The organism is Fuscovulum ytuae (assembly GCF_029953595.1).
GTDB lineage: Bacteria > Pseudomonadota > Alphaproteobacteria > Rhodobacterales > Rhodobacteraceae > Paragemmobacter > Paragemmobacter ytuae.
This window is the reverse complement of record NZ_CP124535.1, coordinates 322,489-343,234: the sequence shown is the minus strand read 5'-3', so window position 1 is coordinate 343,234 and position 20,746 is coordinate 322,489. Positions and strand designations below refer to the sequence as shown.

Genomic DNA, 20,746 nt, shown 5'->3' with positions numbered 1-20,746 from the left:
GCCTGTCTGCCGGGGGCGCAAGGGGGGTGAGAAGGGGCTAGTGCCTTCTGTCAGTCAAGGAGCGACAGGGACACGCGGCGGTTCTGGCGGCCCTTCTTTTCGATCTTGCCGATGCTGACGCGCCCGATCTCGGCTGTGCGGGCCACATGGGTGCCACCACAAGGTTGCAAATCCACCTGCGTGGCCCCTGTGCCGATGCGCACAAGACGCACCCTGCCCTGCCCCATCGGCGGCATTACGGACATGGTTTTGACCAGCCTCGGATTGGCGGCGAGTTCGTCATCTGTGATCCAGCTTTCGGTGACCGGCAGATCAAGCCCGATGAGCGCGTTCAGACGATCTTCCAGCATCTGCACGTCTTCGGGCGGGTCGGGCATGTCGAAATCCAGCCGCCCGCGTTCGGCCCCGATCTGCCCCCCGGTCACAGGAAGTGGGATCACCACCGACAAAAGGTGCAGCGCCGTATGCACCCGCATGTGGCGGTGGCGGCGATCCCAGTCGAGCCTTTGGCGTACCGTCGCGCCGATGGGCGGCATGGCAGCGGGTTCGGCCGGGACCAGCGCCACCTGCCCGCCTTCGGCCTTGACCGCCGTGGCGATGGCAAGACGGCCCCCGTTCCAATGGATCAGCCCGGAATCGCCCGGTTGCCCGCCCCCAGTGGCATAGAAGATCGACCGGTCACAGAGGATACCCCCCTCGGCGGTGTGACCCGTTACTACCGCCTCTGCCTCGCGCAGATAGGCATCCTCGCGGAACAGCAATTCGGTCATCTTGCCTGTCCTCCTGTTTCGGTTGCGCCGGGGATGGCGGGACGCGCCGCCTCGGCACCCAAGGGCACCATGCCGCGCAAAGCTTCGGCCAAGGCCTCGACATTGCGCAGCGACACTTCGCTTTGGGCGAAGGGGATCTCGATCCCCTCTGCCTCGAAACGTTCGACGATCTGGTGGTTGATCTCGCTGCGGACATTGACCGAGAAGTTCACGTCGCGCAGGATCATCCGGATTTCAAAATTCATCGCATCTGCGCCAAAACCCGTGAAGGCGATCATCGGGGGCGGGTTCAGGACGGCCAAGGGCTGTGCCTCGGCGATCTCGCGCAAGACACGTTCCACCTTGCGGGTGTCGGAGCCGAAGGCCACGCCGATGGGCACGATGACGCGCCCCGATAGATTGAAGCGTGTCCAGTTCGTTACCTGCTGGGTGACGAGATCGGCATTGGGCACGATCACATCTGACCGATCAAAGGTCTGGATCCGGGTAGAGCGGACGGAGATCGATTTCACCGTGCCCTTGACGGGCCCCACCTCGATCCAATCGCCTTCGCTGACGGGGCGTTCGATCAAGAGGATGATGCCCGAGACGAAGTTCGAGACGATGTTCTGAAGGCCGAAACCGATGCCGACGGACAGGGCACCAGCGACGATGGCGAGGCCCGACAGATCGATCCCTGCAGAATTGATGGCGACCAGCGCGGCAAGGAAGATGCCAAGATAGCCCACCCCCGACACAAGCGCGTTCTGCCCGCCTTGATCAAGCGAGGTGCGTGGCAGGATGGTGCCCCGCAGCGCGCCTTGGAAGACACGCGTCACGGCATAGCCTGCGCCGAAGATCACCGCAAAGATCAGGAAATCGGTGGGCGAGACACGGGTCGCGCCGATCTGGAAGCCTTGCAAGAAGCGTTGCCACAATTCGGTGATATCGGCCCAGCGCGCGCCCCAGATCACGGCAAAGATCGGCAGCGATCCAAGGGTCATTGCAAAGCCGATCAGCACGGGGATCAGCCCTTCCTGATCGGCGGCGTCGGACCGGGTGACCAGACCGTAAAGATCAGCCACAAGCCGTTGCAGCAAAAAGAGAACGGCCACAAGGCCGAGCGAGATCACCGACGGGTTGACCAGCGCCGTCGCCGCAGAGAGATAGCCCACCGCGCCAAGGGTGACGCCGGCCACGCTGGACAGCATTACAGCGCGGGCAAGGAAACCCAGAACGCGTAGGCCGTAGGATAGGCCCTCATCGCCTTGTTGCAGGCTGCGGACATGGCGGCGCAGCAATTGGCCCATGCGGAAGATAAGAACCGCCATCGTGGCAAGCACCGGGAAGGCGAGCACGGCATTCGCCGTATCGCTTCCGCCCACCTCGACCAGCAGAACCTGACGCAGTGTTTCAACACCAAGGACGAGGCCGATGGTGCGGGCAAGGAACCGCCCCTCGGCGCGGCGTTCCGCCAGAAGAACGGTTGAACTGTCTTCGCCTTCCTCCACAGGAAAGACCGCTTGACCCAGCCAATTCGCCGCGACAAAGGCGAAGACAACAGCGGGGAGTGCCTCGGCCAAGCTGGCCCCGACAGGACCGATCAGGCCGGTTGCAGTCACCGCGCGGGCCAAGGCAATGGCCCCCAGCGTCGGCAAAACGATCTGGGCAAGTGACAGCAGCAGCGCCATCACGCGCCGGGCGCGGGCCGCGCGGGGGCGCGGCAGGCGGGCCTGCACCATTGCCGTCATGCGTCGGGTCTGGGACAGAAGCGCGAGGCCCAGCGCGGTCAGAAGAACGATCAGAGGCAGGTTATCAAAGAGCGCCCGTCGCCCGTCGCCACGGGTCCAGCGTGTGGTGGTTTCCGTCCAAAGGCGGACTGTGACATCGCCCAAGGCGACCAAAGCCTCAGGCCAATTGGCCGGGTTCACAGGCGATGGCCAGAGTTGCAGCAGCTGGTTGGCCTGCCTTTCGCGCAGGGTTCGGTCCACCTCGCCGATCAGGCCGTCGGCGCGGCGGAAGGCTTCTTCTGCTGCCAGTCCGGGGGCTTGAAGCTGCACAAGCCGTTCGGCCAGTTGCTGGCGGCGTTGCGCGATTTCGGGGGCTTCTGTCTCGCCCTCTGGGGGGGCGGGGCCAAGGGCGGCGATCTGATCGCGCACCGTGGCGATCCGGCTGGAATTGGTGTTCTGCGCGGCAAGGAACTTTGTCCGTTCGGCCACAAGCTGGCTACGAAGCAGTTCTAGCCCGCGGTCTTCCGTCTCTTCATTGGACAGAAGTGACTCGGCCCGCGCCGCAAGCCTTTCCCATGCCGCGTAATCTGGCCCGCTGCTGCTGCCCGATCCTTTTGAGACGACGACGTTCGTTCCTGTCGCGGGCGCGGCGGGCGCGGGTGTCACGGTGGGCCTCGTCACCGTCACCGTGGGCGGGGCGGCGGGGGTGTCGGCGCTGGGGGCGGCTGGCTCTTGGGCAAGGGCCATGCCGGGGCCAAGGCCCAGTGTCAGCAGGACGGCCAGAACGGCCATCCGGGACAGCTTCAGCATGTTGCGCAGCGATCTGCCGCCCTTTTCCCCTGTCATGCGTCTTCGAAGACGGTGGGGATGGCGCGGGGCGCGCGATCAAGCCATTCCGGCACCGGCAAACCTTTTTCCTTCAGGAAGGTCGGGTTATAAAGCTTTGATTGATAACGGTTTCCGTAGTCGCAAAGGATCGTCACGATCGTGTGGCCCGGCCCCATCTCGCGCGCCATGCGGATGGCACCCGCGATGTTGATGCCCGACGATCCGCCAAGGCAGATGCCTTCTTCCATCAACATGTCGAAGACAAGGGGCAGCGCCTCGGCATCCGGGATGCGATAGCTGTAATCGGGTTTGAAGCCATCAAGGTTGGCGGTGATGCGCCCCTGCCCGATGCCTTCGGTGATCGAGGTGCCGGGGGCGTCCAGCTTGCCTTCCGTATAGAAAGCATGCAGCGCGGCCCCTTCGGGATCGGCCAGACCGATCTTCACGCCCTTGGGTTGCAGCGCCATGCCGACGCCGGCAAGCGTGCCGCCCGACCCCACCGCACAGATGAAGCCATCGACCTTGCCGCCCGTCTGTTCCCAGATTTCGGGGCCCGTCGTTTCGATATGGGCCTGACGGTTGGCGACATTGTCGAACTGGTTCGCCCAGATCGCGCCATTTGGTTCGGTGCGGGCAAGCGCCTCGGCCAGACGACCGGAATAGCGCACGTAATTGTTGGGATTGCGATAGGGCGCGGCAGGCACCTGCACCAGTTCTGCCCCTGCCAGACGCAGCATATCCTTCTTTTCCTGGCTTTGGGTTTCGGGGATCACGATCACGGTGCGGAAACCCATGGAGGCGCCCACCAGCGCCAGACCGATGCCGGTATTGCCCGCCGTCCCTTCGACAATCGTGCCGCCCGGCTTTAACGCGCCGCGCGCCACCGCGTCGCGGATGATGTAAAGCGCCGCGCGGTCCTTTACCGATTGACCGGGGTTCAGAAATTCGCACTTGCCCAAGATCGTGCAGCCGGTCATTTCGCTTGCCCGTTTCAGCTTGATCAGGGGCGTGTTGCCAATCGTATCGGCCAGATCGCTGTGAATCCGCATCGGTGCGTTCCTTTTTCCGCTCTGCCCAACGTGTAGGCGGCGGCGGGGGAAATCTCAAGCCATGCAGGTGGAACAGGCGGGTTCTCCCGGTTCACATGGCAGGGCAGAAATACCACGGGGCGGCGGTCGCAAGACCCCCGCCCCTTTGTTGCGACCTTCGGTCGATCATTCGGCCTTCGCGACCAGAAGACCGTCAGCCTTGAGCCCGGCATAGCTTTCGTCGAGCGACTTTTTGGCCCGTTCGATCAGCTGATCAATCTCGCCCTCTGTGATGACCAAGGGCGGCGCGATGATCATCCGGTCGCCGACATGGCGCATGATGAGGTTGTTGGCAAAGCAGCGTTCGCGGGTGCGCAGGCCAACGGTGCCCGCCTCGGACGCGAATTTCGCACGCTTGGCCTTGTCGGGGGTCAGCGCGATGGAGCCCATGAGGCCCACCAGTTTCGCCTCACCCACCAGCGGGTGGTCGGTCAGCGCATCCCAGCGTTCCTTGAGGTAGGGATGGGCCACGTTGCGGACATGTTCCACGATCCCCTCTTCCTGAAGGATGCGCAGGTTTTCCAAGGCAACCGCTGCCGCGACAGGGTGGCCGGAATAGGTGTAGCCGTGGAAGAATTCACCCCCTTCGGCCACCACCGCCGCCACGTCGTCACAGACGATAGAGCCGCCGATGGGCTGATACCCAGAGGAAAGGCCCTTGGCGATGGTCATGATATGAGGCTTGATCCCGAAGGTCTGCGAGCCGAACCAATTGCCCGTGCGGCCAAAGCCAGTGATGACCTCATCCGCGATCAGAAGGATGCCGTATTTGTCGCAAATCCTTTGGATTTCAGGCCAGTAGGTGGCGGGGGGCACGATCACGCCGCCCGCGCCCTGAATGGGTTCGCCGATGAAGGCCGCGACGTTTTCGACGCCGAGTTCAAGGATTTTGTCTTCAAGCTGACGTGCGCGTTCGATGCCGAATTCGTCTTCGGTCATCGACCCGCCCTCGCCCCACCAATAGGGCTGGTCAATATGGACGATGCCATCGATCTTGCCACCATGGGCATGGATCGGGGCCATGCCGCCAAGGCTGCCGCCGCCCATGGTGGAGCCGTGATAGCCATTCTTGCGGGCGATGATGATGCGCTTGTCGGGCTGGCCCTTGACTTGCCAGTAGCGGCGCACGAGGCGGATATTGGTGTCATTCGCCTCGGATCCCGATCCGGCGAAGAAGACGTGGTTCAGATCGCCCGGCGCGAGTTCGGCCAGTTTAGCGGCCAAGGCGATCGCGGGGACGTGGGTCGTTTGGAAGAAGGTGTTGTAATAGGCCAATTCTTCCATCTGGCGGGCCGCCACTTCGGCCAGTTCCTTGCGGCCATAGCCGATGTTGACGCACCAGAGGCCCGCCATGCCGTCGATGATCTGCTTGCCTTCGCTATCGGTCAGCCAGACGCCCTTGCCGCGCGTGATCACCCGCGCGCCCTTGGCGGCCAGACCGTTTGAGTCGGTGAAGGGGTGCATGTGATGCGCCGCATCCAGCGCCTGAAGCTCTGCCGTGGGCAGGTGGTTGGTGATCATGTTCATGAAAACGGCCCTCGCGGAATCAACGCCCGCCCGGATGGCAGGTTCAACGCGGAGCATAGGGTCAAAATGACCGCCCTTCAAGGAATTTGATCAAATTCCGAAAGTAGCGGAGGTCATGGTCGGAAATGGCCGGAATTTCAGGGATTTGGCCGATAACGATTGTGCCCTGTTTTGTGCCGGGTTTTGTGCAGCAAACTGTGGCCACAGAGCGCACGGTCGCAACGCCCCTTTGCTGCCGAGGGGTCGCGTCAAACGCCGCCTTCGGCTTGGGCCTGACGGATCTGGTCGATGCCCTGCTGGATGTCGTTTTCGATGGCGCGGGCAAGCGCGGCGCGATCCCCCGCCCGCATCGCGGCAAGCGCCTCTTCGTGCCGGTCTGGCAGCGCGGCCGCCCCGTAGCGGGCGCAGACCACCCGGAGCGATGGGCCAAAGCGCAGCCAGAGGCCGCGGGCGATATCGACGAGGATCGGGGCTTCGGACGCCTCATAGAGGGCGAAGTGGAAGGCGTGGTTGGATTCGAGATAGTCCGAAACGCGACCAGCGCGGATGGCGCGGTCCACCTCATCATCAATCGCCTCAAGCCGGTCGATCAGCGCGGGGGTCAGATGCGCGCCGGCAAGATCGGCGAGTTTCGGTTCCACCGTCAGGCGGACGAAGGCGAGCTGGTCCAGCAGCGCAGGTGTCAGTTGCGGCACGGCCACGCGGCGGTTGCCTTGGGGCAGGAGGGCCCCTTCGGCGGTGAGGCGGCGGATCGCCTCTCGCACCGGGGTCATCCCGGCCTCGAGATCGCGGATCAGGCCTTGGATCGTGACGGGCTGGCCGGGTTGCAGATGGCCAAACAGGATCATGTCGCGAAGCTGCGCATAGGTCACTTCATGCGACGGGATCTTGCGCGTCTGATCGTCCATCGTTGGTGTTGCCCCCTGGCAGGTCACAGTCAGGGGGACAGGTAACGCGCCCATATGGATTTGATCAAGTTGCAATGCGCCCTAGGGCGCGGGGATATAGTCGAAGTGCAGGAAATCGGCACTCCAGCCCTGCCCCGTCAGGTCCATCGCCGCCATGCCCACGAAGGCCCCGGTGAAAGAGGCATGTTCCCCCCTGCCCCCTTCGTCCGAGATGATCCGGGCGTCGAGGTCGGGGCCGATTTCGGCAAGGGGCGCGTCACCTATGGCCATGCGGAAGCGCTGGGTCGGGCCGATGACCTGCACCGCGATCCGTACGGGACCATCGGGAAGGCGGTAGAGGCCATGATGAGTCAGCGCCTCGCCCGGCCAATCGCCGAGGCAGGAGACAAGGCTGAGGCAGCGGCCAAGGGCGGGGTCATGGGTGACGAGGGCGGCGTGGAACTTGTGGCGGTTGTAATAGGTGACAAGGCCCGCCGCACGTTGCCAATTGGGCGGATCGGCAAGGACCGTGGTGGCGGCGGAATAAGCGAGGTGTTCCTGTCGGCGGGCGATGAGGGATTGTTCGAAGAAGGAGCCTAGGCTTTCGCGCCCTGTCAGGCGAAGGGCCTGCCCCGTCAGGGTGAAGAGGCGTTCGGGGTAAGGCGTACGCAGCCACTGGAATTCGGGCGGCAAGTCGCGCGTTTGGAAATGGCGGTGGATCGGCAGGTCGGGGCGGCGTTGGGCTGGCATGTCCACGGTGACGGGCGGGGCCATGCCGCCGCCGGCAAGGCGCGGCCAGCCATCGGCGTGCCAGTCGATCCGGGCAATTCCGGTTTCGCGGCCCAAGGGGCAGAACTGCCCTGGCAGAGGGCGGCCACAGAGAAAGGTGTGAAGGCCCTGCCCGTCCGGCGTTTCGACATATTGGCCATGGCCCACGCGTTGCAGCGGGTGGTCGGGGGTGAAGCGTGCGGTCAGAAGATGGATGTCGGGATGCATGTCATAGGGGCCAGTTATGGCTTTTGACCGGGCCATTGTGACGGCATGGTCATAGCCCGTGCCGCCTTCGGCGACGGTCAGGTAATACCAGCCGTTCTTCTTGAAGAGATGCGGTGCCTCGGTCAGGCCGAGGGAGGAGCCGGCGAAGATCGTGGTGACATCGCCGACCAGCCCGTGGTCTGGATGCCATTCCTGAAGCTCGATCCCGTCGAAGGCGTCATGCGCGGGGTTGAGGCCGGTTCCCGTGCCGCGATGGTTCCAGCGCATATTAAGGAACCATTTCCGCCCATCGTCATCGTGGAAAAGCGACGGGTCGAAGCCGGAGGAGGTCACGTAAGTGGGATCCGACCAATCGCCATCGATGCGGTCGGCGGTGACGATGTAGTTATGGGCGTCTTTGAACGCGCCATCGAAGCGTTTGACATCGGTGTAGACGAGCCAGAACCTTTGGCCGTCATGGCTTAGGCAGGGGGCCCAGACGCCGCAGCTGTCGGGATTGCCGCGCATGTCGAGTTGCGCGGGACGCCGCAGGGGGCGGGAGATGAGGGTCCAATTCACCAGATCGGTGGAATGATGGATCTGCACGCCCGGATACCATTCGAAGGTGGAGGTGGCGATGTAGTAATCGCCCCCCACCCGGCAGATGGAGGGATCGGGGTTGAAGCCGCGCAGGATGGGGTTTTCGATCATCGAAGCCGCGCTTTACGCCATAAGGGCCTGTGCCTCGGCGATCCCCAAGGCTGCGGGACGGGTGCAGGTGGTCTGCATGGTGACAAAGCTGCCTTCCGCGCCGGATTTCAGGCAGGCGGTCATCACCTCGACCCCGTGCAGGGCGCGGTCGATGGAGCAGCGGGCATCGCGGCCGGACAGGATCGCTTGCGCCATGTCGGCAAGGCCCGCCGTGCGCCAATTGGCGTGCGGACCCATGGCGGGGTGATCTTGGTTGTTGCGCGCGAGGGGATGATCCCAGAGCGGCACCTCGGCCAGCGCGCCGTCGCGGCCTGCCACTTCCACCTTGCCGCCGAAGAAGTTCGGGTCGGGAAGGTAGATGGTGCCTTCGGTGCCGTAGAGTTCCATGTTCACGCGCTTGTGGTGCCAGACATCCCAGCTGGTGGACAGGTTGATCGTCGCGCCATTGGCGAATTCCAGAAGGGCGTGGATGTTGGTCGGGGTCTTGACGGGGATCACCTCGCCCTTTCGGGGTTCGGAGGAGATGGTGCGCGTGGCGGTGGCGGCTGAGGTGAGGGCGGCGACGCGTTTTACCGGGCCGATCAGGTTGATGAGATTGGCGATGTAATAAGGGCCCATGTCGAGCATCGGGCCGCCTCCGGGCAGGAAGAAGAAATCGGGATTGGGGTGCCAATGTTCCATCCCATGCCCAAGGACCGCCGCGCCACCCGCGGTGACGGTGCCAATGCGGCCTTCGTCAATCAGGGCGCGGGCCATCTGATGCGCGCCGCCAAGGAAGGTGTCGGGGGCGCAGCCGACCGACAACCCCTTCGCCTTGGCCAGATCGCGCAGGGAAAGGCCGTCTTCCAGCGACAGGGTCAGGGGTTTTTCGGAATAGACATGCTTGCCCGCCTGCAAGATCGCCTTGGACACGCCGAAATGGGCGTCAGGGATCGTCAGGTTGATCACCACGTCGATATTCTGATTGGCCAGCAGGTCATCGACCGACTGCGCCTTTGTGCCGAACTCGGCCGCCCGCGCGGTGGCGGCGGCCATGTTCATGTCGGCCACGGCGCGCACCTGAAGCCCCTTGAAAGCGGGGGCAAGCCGCAGATAGGCCGCCGAGATATTGCCGCAGCCGATGATGCCGATGCCAAGAGTGGCCATGGTTCAGAACCCTTTCACGGAAGCGAGCGAGCGCTGTGCAAAACGCGCATGGTCGGATGGATTGTCATGTTCGATGATGAAATGCGCCACGCCAGCCGCGCGCAGGGCGGCCATCAGATTGGGCCAATCGACGGTGCCATGGCCGACATCGGCCCAGCCGTCTTCATCCGTGTTCTGGCCTGCGGGGGCGATGTCTTTGACATGGGCCGATGTGATGCGGGGGCCTTCGGCGGCGATCCATGCGGCGGGGTCGGCCTTGCCCTTGATCACCCAAGCCACGTCCATTTCCCATTCGAGCGTGGGGCCGCCCTTGAGCAAGGCCGTCATCGGGATCGTGCCATCGGGCAGGGCCACGAATTCGAAATCATGGTTGTGCCAGCCATAGCCCAGACCTGCGGCGCGGATCGGGGCCCCTGCCCGTTCCACCCGCGCGCCGAAATCGTGCCAGCCTTGCGCGGTGGTGGGACGCAGGTCGGGATGGACCCATGGGCAATAGACCCGTTCGACGCCAAGACGGCCGGCGATGGCGATGCAACCATCGGGATCGGTTTCCAACTGTTCCAGCCCGAAATGCGCGGTGGGCATCTTCAGCCCTGTCTTGGCAAGGCCAGCGGCGAGGGCATCGACCGAGGCCGCATCGGCATAAAGCGCACCGAAGCCTTCGACCGCCCCATAGCCAGCGGCAGCCAGCATGGCGAGCGTGGCATCAAGCGGCGGGAAGTTCCGGGAGGAATAAAGCTGATAGGAAAACATTTCAGGCTCCTTGGTTGGGCGGCCCATAGGTCGCCGAATGGAGATCGCGCAGGGTGAAGCGGGGCGTGGCCCCGGCCTCTTGTGGGGTGAAGATCAGGGTGACGGGGATGCAGGGGATCAACGTCACGGCGTTGTTCGAAAAGCGGCCCGGAATATCGGCCTCGACCGCCGTGAAGGGCGCGAGGCTGCGAGAGGTGAGCGTGATGCGCCAGCGGTCCCCGTCCTGTGTCACCGACATCTCGGTGCCGGAGGGGAGAAGGTCATAGGCCTTCCATGGCAGGGGAGCGTGGATGTCATGGCCTGTTGCCGCGCCGTCCCAGATGAAGGAGAGGATTTCATCCGGCGCGATGTCGGCGGCTGGCAGGCGGATCGCGGGAACCGCGCGGTCGGGGGCGGCGGTCAGGTCGGCGGTGGCAAGGCGGCGAGAGGTGCCGTTCATGGCGACGGCCCATGCCTCGATCCGCAGATCGGCGGGGGCGCGGTGGTCGTTTATGGCTTTGAGGACGAAATCCGCGCCATCGGGGACGCAGACCACGGTCACGGCCTCATAGAAGCGCCGGGCCATGTGGTGCAGCAGTTTCCAGCCGCCACCATGATCGAGCGAGGACCAGGAACAGACGGGCCATGTGTCGTTGAGTTGCCAGTAAAGCGTGCCCATGCAATGCGGTTTCAGGCTGCGCCATTGGGTGACGGCGGTCTTGATCGCTAGGCCCTGCTGGACTTGCGAGAGGTAGACGAAATTCGGGAAATCCACCGGAAAACGAAAATAGCGGAACATGGTTTCCGCGATGCGGGCATTGCCGCCTGCGTTCTTTTGGTGGCTTTCCATCACCGGGGCGGCGATGTTGAAATCCTGCGGCGCGGCGAAGCGGCGGATCACATCCATCGATGGATAAGATTGAAAGCCGAATTCGGAACAGAAGCGGGGACGGATGTCGCGGTAATGGTCGAAATCGCGCCCTTCGTGCCAGACGGACCAGAAATGCATGTCGCCCGAACTGTCATCATGCCAAGCATCGCCAAAGGCCAGCGCCCCCGGCGAGGGCGAAGAGGGCCACCAATTCGCGCCCGGCAGAACGGCGTGGAGGGCGGTTTCGACGGTGCGGTTCAGGCGATCATAGCTGACGAGATACCGGTCGCGGTCTTGCCGTGAGACATCGAACCAGCCCAGCGCGCCGATCAGTTCATTGTCGCCGCACCACAGCGCGATGCAGGCATGGTGATTGAGGCGGGCCACCACATCGCGCACCTCGGCCGCAATCTCTTGCAGGAAATCGGGGGTGGAGGGGTAGAGGTTGCAGGCGAACATGAAATCCTGCCAGACCATCAGGCCCATCTCATCGCAGAGGTCGTAGAACCAGTTGGGTTCATAGCGCCCGCCGCCCCAAATGCGGATCATGTTCATATTGGCATCGATGGCCGATTGCAGCAGGTCGCGGGTGGCATCGCGGGTGATGCGGCCATGCAGGGCATCGGCGGGGATCCAATTCGCGCCACGGGCAAAAATGGGTTGCCCGTTGACGCGAAAGCCGAAGGACCGCCCGGCGGCATCGGGTTCGGAGACGAGCGCCAGATCGCGCAGGCCGATGCGGCGGGTGGCGCTTGCCGTGCCCATGGTCACGGTCAGGTCATGCAGCGCCTGTTCGCCCCAGCCTGCGGGCCACCAGAGGACGGGGTTTTCGATGGAGAGCGTCAGACGCGCGGTGCCGTGATGCAGGGGCGCGGTCGCGGTGATGCCGCAAAGGGTGGCGGTGACTTCGGTGCCGTCGGGAGCGGCTGTGGCGTGGATTTCGACCGCCACCTCGGCGGCGTTATCCCTATGGGTTTGCGTGACGATCAGATCGTCGATGCGGCTTGCCTGCGGCTCTAGCCTGATGCCGCCCCAGATGCCGAAAGGGGCCAGCGCGATGTTCCAATCCCAGCCGAAATCGCATTGCGGTTTGCGCAGCATATTGCCGTTGGGGAGGGGGCAATTGCCTGCGTGCCACGGCACAAAGAAGGGAAGTGCGGCCTGACGCGCCGCCCCTTCGGCGATGGCAGAGCGGAAGGTGATGGAAAGCGCGTTCTCGCCCTGCCGCAGATGGGCCGACGCCTCGACGCGCCAGCGGCGGAAGGCATTGGCCGCCGACAGGATGAGGGCCCCGTTCAGCCGCACCTCGGCCACTGTGTCCAGCCCTTCGATCACCAGATCGGACGGCGTGCCGTCATGGGTGAAGCGGCGGGTGGCGATCCAGTCGCGGTCGCAGATCCAGCGCAGGTCGTATTCGTTGCGCCCCCAATAGGGATCGGGGATGGCCCCTGCCCCATGCAGCGCGGTGATCCCGTCGCCGGGGATGGGGAAGGCCACCTGATATTCTCCCTGCCGATCCGCAAGGGTCCAGATGCCGCCAAGGTCTTGCATGGGTTAGATCCGCTGCTCTGTCTGGGCGTCGAAAAGCGAGGCCTTGGTGATATCCACGCGCAGATGCACCTGCGTGCCGGGGGCAAGCCTGCGTTCAACGGGGACGCGAACGGACAGTTGCGCGCCGCCCGTGGTCAGCCAGACAAGGCTATCGGCGCCCATCGGTTCGTCGATTTCCACGGTCGCGGGGATGGATTGGCCGGGTTCGGGGTCGGCTGCGATGGTGATATGTTCGGGGCGCAGGCCGAGGATGGCCTTGTCCATCGCCACGGGACTGCCACCGTCATAGCCGGACAGGTCCAGTTTGGCCCCTGCCACGGCAAAGGCGCGGCCCTGATCGGTGACCGCCCCATGGAGGAAGTTCATCGAAGGGCTGCCAATGAAGCCCGCGACAAAGAGGTTCGCGGGTTTGTTGTAGATGGTCTGCGGCGCGTCGAGTTGCTGGATGATCCCGCCGCGCATGACGGCGATGCGGTCGGCCAGCGTCAGCGCCTCGATCTGGTCATGGGTGACGTAGACCATGGTGTTGCCGAGGCGGGCATGGAGGCGCTTGATCTCTACCCGCAATTCAGAGCGGAGCTTGGCGTCAAGATTGGAAAGCGGCTCGTCGAAGAGGAAGACATCCACATCCCGCACAAGGGCGCGGCCGATGGCGACGCGCTGGCGTTGGCCGCCTGACAGGGCGGCGGGCTTGCGATCCAAGAGGGGGCCGATCTGCAGGATTTCGGCGGCGCGGGCGACGCGGCGGTCGATTTCATCCTTGGGCATGCGGGCGTTTTTCAGGCCGAAGGACAGGTTCCCGCGCACCGTCATCTGGGGATAGAGGGCGTAGGATTGAAACACCATGCCGATGCCGCGTTCCGAAGGTTCGGCCCAGGTCACATTGCGGCCCTTGATCCAGATTTGACCATCGGTGATGTCGAGAAGCCCTGCAAGGCAATTGAGCAGCGTGGATTTCCCGCAGCCCGAGGGGCCGAGAAGGACGACGAATTCCCCTTCTGCCACGTCGAGGTTCAGGGTCTTGAGGACAGAGACCGCACCGAAATTCAGGGTCAGGTCCCTGACAGAGATCGAATGCTGCATGGATCAGCCCTTTACCGCGCCCGCCGCGATGCCGCGCACGAACAGCTTGCCAGAGAGGAAATAGACGATCAGGGGAACAAGGCCGGTCAGCAGGGTGGCCGCCATGTTGACGTTATATTCCTTCACCCCCTGAACCGAGTTGACGATGTTATTCAGTTGCACCGTCATCGGGTAAAGTTCGGGCTTGGTATAGACGACGCCGAAAAGGAAATCGTTCCAGATACCCGTGACTTGCAGGATCATCGCGACCACGAAGATGGGTAGTGACATGGGCAGCATGATGCGGAAATAGATGCCCCAAAAGCCCGCACCATCGACCCGTGCCGCCTTGAACAACTCTTCCGGCAGCGAGGAAAAGTAATTGCGGAAGAGAAGCGTCAGGATCGGCATGCCAAAGATCGTATGGACAAGGACGAGGCCCCAGAGCGTGCCGTAAAGCCCCATTTCGCGCAGCAGGATCACGATCGGGTAAAGCATGATCTGATAGGGAATGAAGCTGCCGAAAATGAGGATGGTGAAGAATACATCCGATCCCTTGAAGCGCCAGTTGACCAGTGCGTAGCCGTTCACCGAGGCCACCGCGATGGACAGGATGACGGAGGGAATCAGGATCTGGACCGAATTCCAGAACCCGCGCGAAAGGCCATCGCAATTGAGGCCTGTGCAGGCCTCGGCCCAGGCCTTGACCCAAGGCTGGAAGGTCACCTCGACCGGGGGGGCGAAGATGTTGCCCATGCGGATCTCGGGCATCCCCTTGACCGAGGTCATGACCATGACCCAAAGCGGCAGGAGATAGTACATCGCCACCACGATCAGCGTGCCGTACAGCATGATATTGCCGGGCGAGAGGCGGCGACGGGGCTTTGCCCCGCGCGGGCCAGAGGCGGCGTCGATGCGCGCCGTGGGATTGACGGCGATGTCAGCCATGTTTCTTGCCCCCGAATTCCAGATAGGCCCATGGGATCAGCACGATCAGCACGGACAGAAGCATCATCGTCGAGGCGGCAAAGCCTTGGCCAAGGTTCTGCGCGGTGAACATGTAGCGGTAGACATACATGGCCGGCACTTGGCTGGCCGTGCCGGGGCCGCCTGAGGTTTGCGCCACGACCAGATCGTAAAGCTTGATGATGCCAGAGGCGACGATCACCAGGACCGTGATGAAGACGGGGCGCATCATCGGGATGACGACGAAGACATAGGTCTTCCAGCGGGGGATGCCGTCGACGCGGGCGGCCTTCCAGATATCTTCATCGATGCCGCGCAGACCGGCGAGCATGATGCACATGACAAAGCCCGTACCCTGCCAAAGCCCAGCGATGAGAAGGCCGTAAAGCACGGTATCGGGGTTGGAGAGGGGGTCGAATTCAAAGCCCGTGAAGCCCAGCCCGCGCACGAAATGCTGTATCCCCAGATCGGGGTTCAGCACCCATTGCCAGACCAGCCCCGTCACGATGAAGGACAGCGCGAAAGGGTAAAGCATGATGGTGCGGAAGGTGTCTTCGTAGCGGATTTTCTGATCCATCAGCACGGCCAGAAGAAAGCCCAGCCCGATGGTAAGGACCAGCGACAACACGCCGAAGATCATCAGATTCTGGATGGAGGTGAGCCAGAGGCTATTGCTCCAGAGCCGTTCATATTGATCGAGGCCCACGAAATTGGTGCGGGGCAGAAGTTTGGAATCCGTGAAGGAATAGGTCACCGTCCAGAGCGTGCCGCCGACAAAGACGACAAGCGTCGTCAGGATCATCGGCAGGGCCGCGATCTTGGCATAAAGGTTGCGAAAGGGGCGCATGCGCCGCGGGTTCGTCGCCATGTCCGGTCTCGCCTAGCGGGGGATGGAAAAGGGTCGGCCTGAGGGGCCGACCCTTCGCGATCGGTCGGGGATCAGAGGCCCGAGTTCAGGATATCGACATATTTCGCATGGGCCTCTTCGGGTGCCATGTCGGATTTCCAGAATTCGGCCTGAAGGTCGCCCAGCTGCGTTTGCACGTCTGGCGACCAAAGCTGATCGCCCGAAGGCATGATGTTGCCACCCGCAAGGATTTCGAGGCCCTTTTTCATGCAGTCATTCGCCGCCGCCAGATCGACATCGCCCCGGATCGGCAGCGAGCCTTTCTTCAGGTTGAAGGCCACCTGCGCCTCGGGCGAGACGAGCAGGGCTGCAAGGCGTTTCTGCGCAGCCTCTTTTTCAGGATCGTCCAGTTTGGGGAAGTAGAAGGCATCCCCCCCGGTGGAGAGGTAGGCATTCAGGCCAAGACCCGGAAGGCAGGTGTAATCCGTTCCCGCCACCTCGCCCGCGACTTGGAATTCGCCTTGCGCCCAGTCGCCCATGATCTGACCCGCGGCCTGATCGGTGATGACAAGGTTGGTGGCCTGGTTCCAGTCCTGCACGGTGGATTTGGCCGCCAGTTTGCGGGCATCCGCCGCGGCGGTGAAAACGGCGGCCATTTCCGGGCCTGCGGCCACATCCATGTTCTTTTCGATATTGACCTGTTTCCAGATATCGAGGCCCGCCACAGCCACGGTCAGCGCCCCGAAGGCGAGGTTCGACTGCCAAGGCTGCCCGCCCAAAGCGAGCGGGATCTTGCCCGCCGCTTCAACCTGCGGGGCGCTGGCCACGAATTCGTTCCAGTTCTGCGGCACGGGGATGCCGATCTCTTCATAGACCTTGTTCGACAGCCAGAGCCATTCGGGCGAATGGATGTTGACCGGGGCGCAATAGATGCGGCCATCGACGGTGCAGCTGTCCAGAAGCGAGGGCGGATAGACCTTGTCCTTCCAACCCTCGGCCTCGGCCACGTCGGTGAGGTCGAGCATCAGGCCCGCCTCGACCAGTTCCAGCGCCTGCTGGCCATGGTTGAACTGGGTGGCCCCCATCGGATCGCCGCCCGTGATGCGGCTGATCATGATCGGGCGCGCGGTATCACCGCCGCCTGCGATGGCACCATCGATCCACTTGTCGCCAGAGGCATCGAAGGCCTTGGCAAGTTCGGCCACGGCAGCGGCTTCGCCGCCCGAGGTCCACCAATGCGTGACCTCCAATTCCGTGGCAAGGGCGGCAACAGGGACGGCCACAGAGGCCAGAAGCCCCGCAGCCAGAGTAAAGCGCTTCATAGGTTCCTCCCAGTTTCTAAATCGTTATAGGTGTTTTCTATAACGTTATAGTTTCACCGATCAAGAAATCATTTCGCTTGTGGCGGCATCCGAGCCAAGGTCAAATACGGGTGAGTCCGATCCCCGGCAGACCCCGTTTTCCAATGCCCCTCCGTCCTATCCGCGACCATGGCGCGCAGAGCCAAATGCAGGCCCTTCAAGGGTTTTTCGCGCGGCTGCGTCGGGGCCTTGGGGACCCGGTTGCCGGATGCAGGCGCGGGGGAGGAAATGATTCGGGGAAAGCGGACGGGCAGGCGCGCGGCAGCGCAGCGGATCGCTTCTGCGGCGCGGCGCAAAGGGCAGGATGAATGACAGATTCGACCCTCATTCCCGATGGCTCCCTGCCCCAGGCTGACGAGCGACCCACGCTTAAGACCGTGGCGGCGGCGACAGGGCTTGCCGTGGCAACGGTCAGCCGTGCCCTGAAAGATGCGCCCGATATCGCCGAAGAGACGAAGCGGCGGGTGCGCGAAACGGCGACGCAACTGGGATACCGCCCCAACCGGGCCGGCGTGCGCTTGCGGACGGGAAAGACCAATGTGATCGCGCTGGTCCTTTCGGCCGAGGCCGATGTGATGAACCACACCTCGCAACTTTTGTATTCCATCGCGCGGACCTTGAAGGGAACATCCTATCATCTGGTGGTGATGCCCTTCTTCCCAGACGAGGACCCGATGACCCCGATCCGCTATATCGTCGAGACAGGGTCGGCGGATGGGGTGATCCTGAACCAGACCCGGCCCGACGATCCGCGCATCCGTTACATGCAGGATCGCGGCTTTCCCTATGCCACCCATGGGCGGACAGATATGGGGATCGACCATCCCTATTTCGACTATGACAACGAGGCCTATGGGCGGCAGGCCGTGCGCATCCTGCATGCGCGGGGGCGCAGGCGTCTTTTGATCGTGGCCCCGCCGCGCGCGCATTCCTATGGGCGTCACATGCTGACCGGGTTTTCGGACGAGGCGGCGCGGCTTGGCCTGACCTTCGAGGTGGCCGAAGGGATCACGTCGGATTCACCGGGCCATCAGATCGAGGTGGCGATCGAGGCGCGGTTCCGCGCGCCCAATCCGCCCGATGGCCTTGTGCTGGGATCGACGACGGCGACCATGGCGTCGGTCCATGGGGCCGAGCGGACGGGGGCCGTTCTGGGCCGGGATTTCGATGGGGTAGGCAAGGAGGCGATCCCCTTTCTGCATCGCTTTCGCAGTGATCTGATCGTGCTGCGCGAGGATGTGTCGCGGGCGGGACATTTCCTTGCCAAGGCCATCATCGACGCGATCGAACGCAGACCACCGGAGCGGGCGCAATACCTTGACGCGCCCGCCGCAACCGAGGGGCTGTGACAGAAGACGGGACGGATAAAATGGGAGGAGGAAAGCAATGAAGACGATCAAGGGCCCTGCCCTGTTCCTTGCGCAATTCGCAGGTGATGCGGCGCCGTTCAATTCGTGGAAGTCGATCACCCGCTGGGCCGCCGATTGCGGCTATGTGGGCGTGCAGGTGCCCAGTTGGGACGGGCGGCTGTTCGATCTGGAAAAGGCCGCCGCATCAAAGGATTACTGCGACGAGATCAAAGGCGTTGCGGCCGAGGCGGGGGTCGCGGTGACCGAACTTTCGACGCATTTGCAGGGCCAGTTGGTGGCCGTTCACCCCGCCTATGATGCGGCCTTTGACGGCTTTGCTGCCCCCGCCGTGCGCGGCAATCCAAAGGCGCGGGCGGAGTGGGCTGTGGATCAGGTCAAGAAGGCGCTGACCGCCAGCCGCAACCTTGGGATATCGGCCCATGCCACTTTTTCCGGCGCCTTGGCCTGGCCCTATGTCTATCCTTGGCCACAGCGCCCTGCCGGGCTGATCGAAGAGGCCTTTGACGAGCTTGCCCGCCGCTGGCGGCCCATCCTTGACCATGCCGAAGAGATGGGGGTCGATGTCTGCTATGAAATCCACCCCGGCGAAGACCTGCATGACGGGGTAAGCTATGAGATGTTCCTTGACCGCGTAGGGGGGCATGCACGGGCCTGCATGCTGTATGATCCCAGCCACTACGTTCTGCAACATCTTGATTACCTTGAACATATCGACATCTACCACGACCGCATCCGAATGTTCCACGTCAAGGATGCCGAGTTGAATCCCACGGGCCGGCAGGGTGTCTATGGCGGCTATCAGTCTTGGGTCAACCGGGCGGGCCGTTTCCGCAGCCCCGGCGATGGGCAGGCGGATTTCGTCGGCATCTTCTCCAAGCTGACGCAATACGGGTTCGACGGTTGGGCGGTGGTGGAATGGGAATGCTGCCTGAAACATCCCGAAGACGGGGCGCGAGAAGGGGCGGAATTCGTGCGCAACCACATCATCCGGGTGACGGAAAAGGCCTTTGACGATTTCGCGGATGCGGGGACGGACAGGGCTGCGAACCGGCGGATGCTGGGATTGGAATAGGGGGAAAGATCATGGCCATCACAGGGGCACATGTGGCGCGGGCACCGCGCATCCGGCTGGGTATGGTGGGGGGCGGGCGCGACGCTTTCATCGGCGCAGTTCACCGCATCGCGGCACGGATTGATGATCAATATGAACTGGTTGCGGGGTGTTTTTCATCTAGCGCAGAAAAGAGCATGGCATCGGGGGCGGACCTTGGGGTGGACCCCAAGCGGACCTATGCCAGCTTTGCCGAAATGGCCGCGCGCGAGGCGCGGCGCAAGGACGGGATCGAGGCAGTGGCGATTGTCACGCCCAACCACATGCATGCCCCCGTGGCGCTGCAATTCCTGCGGCGGGGTATTCATGTGATCTGCGACAAGCCACTGACCGCAACGCTGCCTGAGGCGAAGCGGTTGGCCAAGGCTGCCGAGGCGTCCGGGGTGGTCTTTGCGCTGACGCATAACTACACCGGTTATCCGATGATCCGGCAGGCGGCGGCGATGGTGCGGAATGGCGATCTGGGGGAAATCCGGGTCGTTCAGGTGGAATACGCGCAGGATTGGCTGGCGGAACCCATTGAAAACACGGGACAAAAGCAGGCCGATTGGCGGACGGACCCGGCGCGGACGGGGGCCGGGGGGGCGACGGGGGATATCGGCACCCATGCCTTCAACCTTGCGGGCTTTGTGACGGGGCTGGAGGTGGAGAGCCTTGCCGCCGATCTGCAAAGCTTTGTGCCGGGGCGACGGGTGGATGACAACGGGCATGTGATGCTGCGCTACAAGGGTGGTGCGCGAGGGATGCTGTGGTGTTCGCAAGTGGCGTCGGGCTGCGAAAATGGTTTGCGGCTAAGGGTTTACGGCACGAAGGCCGGGATCGAATGGGCGCAGGAGGACCCGAATTACCTATGGGTCGGCCCGTTGAACCAGCCGAAATATCGCATCACGCGGGGCGGGGCCGGATCGGGGCCAGAGGCGGGGCGCGTGACGCGTGTGCCGCCGGGGCATCCGGAGGGATATTTGGAAGGTTTTGCCAATATTTACGCCGAAGCCGCGCGCGCGATCCTTGCCCGGCGTGAGGGGGGCGCGGTTGACCCGGCGGTCACTTTCCCCGGCCTGAAAGAGGGCGTGGAGGGCGTGGCCTTTGTCGATGCCTGCGTGCGGTCCTCCAAACGCAACGGGGCTTGGGTGACGCTGGCGCTGTAAGGGCGTTAATCTGACGACAGATCAAGGGCTTGGCCGATATCGGCTGTGCCCTGTTCTGTGCCGGGTTTTGTGCAGCAAACTGTGGG

General features: G+C 63.4%; 16 protein-coding genes. 3 read left to right on the top strand and 13 right to left on the bottom strand.

Annotated elements, in window-relative coordinates; translation table 11 throughout:
• Positions 1 to 50: 50 nt before the first annotated feature.
• The 13 genes from QF092_RS01670 to QF092_RS01610 all read right to left on the bottom strand — a co-directional run bounded on the left by QF092_RS01670 (position 51) and on the right by QF092_RS01610 (position 16,992).
• The gene (locus tag QF092_RS01670; RefSeq protein ID WP_281466987.1) at positions 51 to 770 is read right to left on the bottom strand and encodes an alanyl-tRNA editing protein; all 720 of its coding nucleotides are present in this window, start codon (positions 768 to 770) and stop codon (positions 51 to 53) included.
• A complete protein-coding gene (locus QF092_RS01665; protein ID WP_281466986.1) occupies positions 767 to 3,289 on the bottom strand; it encodes a DUF3772 domain-containing protein in 2,523 nt (840 codons plus the stop codon). The genes QF092_RS01670 and QF092_RS01665 overlap by 4 nt, the downstream gene beginning before the upstream one ends.
• A gap of 32 nt (positions 3,290 to 3,321) precedes the next feature.
• Positions 3,322 to 4,356 carry a cysteine synthase A gene (locus tag QF092_RS01660; protein WP_281466985.1) on the bottom strand — a complete coding sequence of 345 codons (1,035 nt, stop codon included), beginning with the start codon at positions 4,354 to 4,356 and terminating at the stop codon, positions 3,322 to 3,324.
• A gap of 165 nt (positions 4,357 to 4,521) precedes the next feature.
• Positions 4,522 to 5,922: an aspartate aminotransferase family protein gene (locus QF092_RS01655; RefSeq protein ID WP_281466984.1), complete on the bottom strand. Its 1,401-nt coding sequence runs from the start codon at positions 5,920 to 5,922 to the stop codon at positions 4,522 to 4,524.
• A 248-nt stretch (positions 5,923 to 6,170) separates the two neighbouring features.
• A complete protein-coding gene (locus tag QF092_RS01650) occupies positions 6,171 to 6,830 on the bottom strand; it encodes a GntR family transcriptional regulator (RefSeq protein WP_281466983.1) in 660 nt (219 codons plus the stop codon).
• A gap of 81 nt (positions 6,831 to 6,911) precedes the next feature.
• Positions 6,912 to 8,495: a glycoside hydrolase family 43 protein gene (locus QF092_RS01645; protein ID WP_281466982.1), complete on the bottom strand. Its 1,584-nt coding sequence runs from the start codon at positions 8,493 to 8,495 to the stop codon at positions 6,912 to 6,914.
• Positions 8,496 to 8,507: 12 nt separating this feature from the next.
• On the bottom strand, positions 8,508 to 9,641 hold the full coding sequence (locus tag QF092_RS01640) for a Gfo/Idh/MocA family protein (RefSeq protein ID WP_281466981.1): 1,134 nt from the start codon (positions 9,639 to 9,641) through the stop codon (positions 8,508 to 8,510).
• A 3-nt stretch (positions 9,642 to 9,644) separates the two neighbouring features.
• A complete protein-coding gene (locus QF092_RS01635) occupies positions 9,645 to 10,394 on the bottom strand; it encodes a sugar phosphate isomerase/epimerase family protein (RefSeq protein ID WP_281466980.1) in 750 nt (249 codons plus the stop codon).
• Between the two features lies 1 nt (position 10,395).
• Positions 10,396 to 12,795 (bottom strand): beta-mannosidase, encoded by a 2,400-nt coding sequence (locus tag QF092_RS01630; RefSeq protein ID WP_281466979.1) that lies wholly within the window; start codon positions 12,793 to 12,795, stop codon positions 10,396 to 10,398.
• A gap of 3 nt (positions 12,796 to 12,798) precedes the next feature.
• The gene (locus QF092_RS01625) at positions 12,799 to 13,878 is read right to left on the bottom strand and encodes an ABC transporter ATP-binding protein (RefSeq protein WP_281466978.1); all 1,080 of its coding nucleotides are present in this window, start codon (positions 13,876 to 13,878) and stop codon (positions 12,799 to 12,801) included.
• A 3-nt stretch (positions 13,879 to 13,881) separates the two neighbouring features.
• Entirely contained in the window at positions 13,882 to 14,805 is a 924-nt protein-coding gene (locus QF092_RS01620; protein WP_281466977.1) for a carbohydrate ABC transporter permease, read from the bottom strand.
• Positions 14,798 to 15,691, bottom strand: coding sequence for a carbohydrate ABC transporter permease (locus QF092_RS01615; protein ID WP_281466976.1), 894 nt, complete (start codon positions 15,689 to 15,691; stop codon positions 14,798 to 14,800). Before QF092_RS01615 ends, QF092_RS01620 begins: the two co-directional genes overlap by 8 nt.
• A gap of 71 nt (positions 15,692 to 15,762) precedes the next feature.
• Positions 15,763 to 16,992, bottom strand: coding sequence for an ABC transporter substrate-binding protein (locus QF092_RS01610; protein ID WP_281466975.1), 1,230 nt, complete (start codon positions 16,990 to 16,992; stop codon positions 15,763 to 15,765).
• Between the two features lie 347 nt (positions 16,993 to 17,339).
• Between QF092_RS01610 and QF092_RS01605 the strand changes: the two genes are divergently transcribed.
• Genes QF092_RS01605 through QF092_RS01595 form a run of 3 tightly spaced genes read left to right on the top strand, consistent with a single transcriptional unit; the run spans position 17,340 to position 20,660 of the window.
• Positions 17,340 to 18,380 (top strand): LacI family transcriptional regulator, encoded by a 1,041-nt coding sequence (locus tag QF092_RS01605; protein ID WP_281466973.1) that lies wholly within the window; start codon positions 17,340 to 17,342, stop codon positions 18,378 to 18,380.
• A gap of 37 nt (positions 18,381 to 18,417) precedes the next feature.
• Positions 18,418 to 19,473, top strand: a complete 1,056-nt coding sequence (locus QF092_RS01600; protein ID WP_281466971.1) for a sugar phosphate isomerase/epimerase family protein — start codon at positions 18,418 to 18,420, stop codon at positions 19,471 to 19,473.
• An 11-nt stretch (positions 19,474 to 19,484) separates the two neighbouring features.
• Positions 19,485 to 20,660, top strand: a complete 1,176-nt coding sequence (locus tag QF092_RS01595) for a Gfo/Idh/MocA family protein (RefSeq protein ID WP_281466969.1) — start codon at positions 19,485 to 19,487, stop codon at positions 20,658 to 20,660.
• Positions 20,661 to 20,746 lie beyond the last annotated feature (86 nt).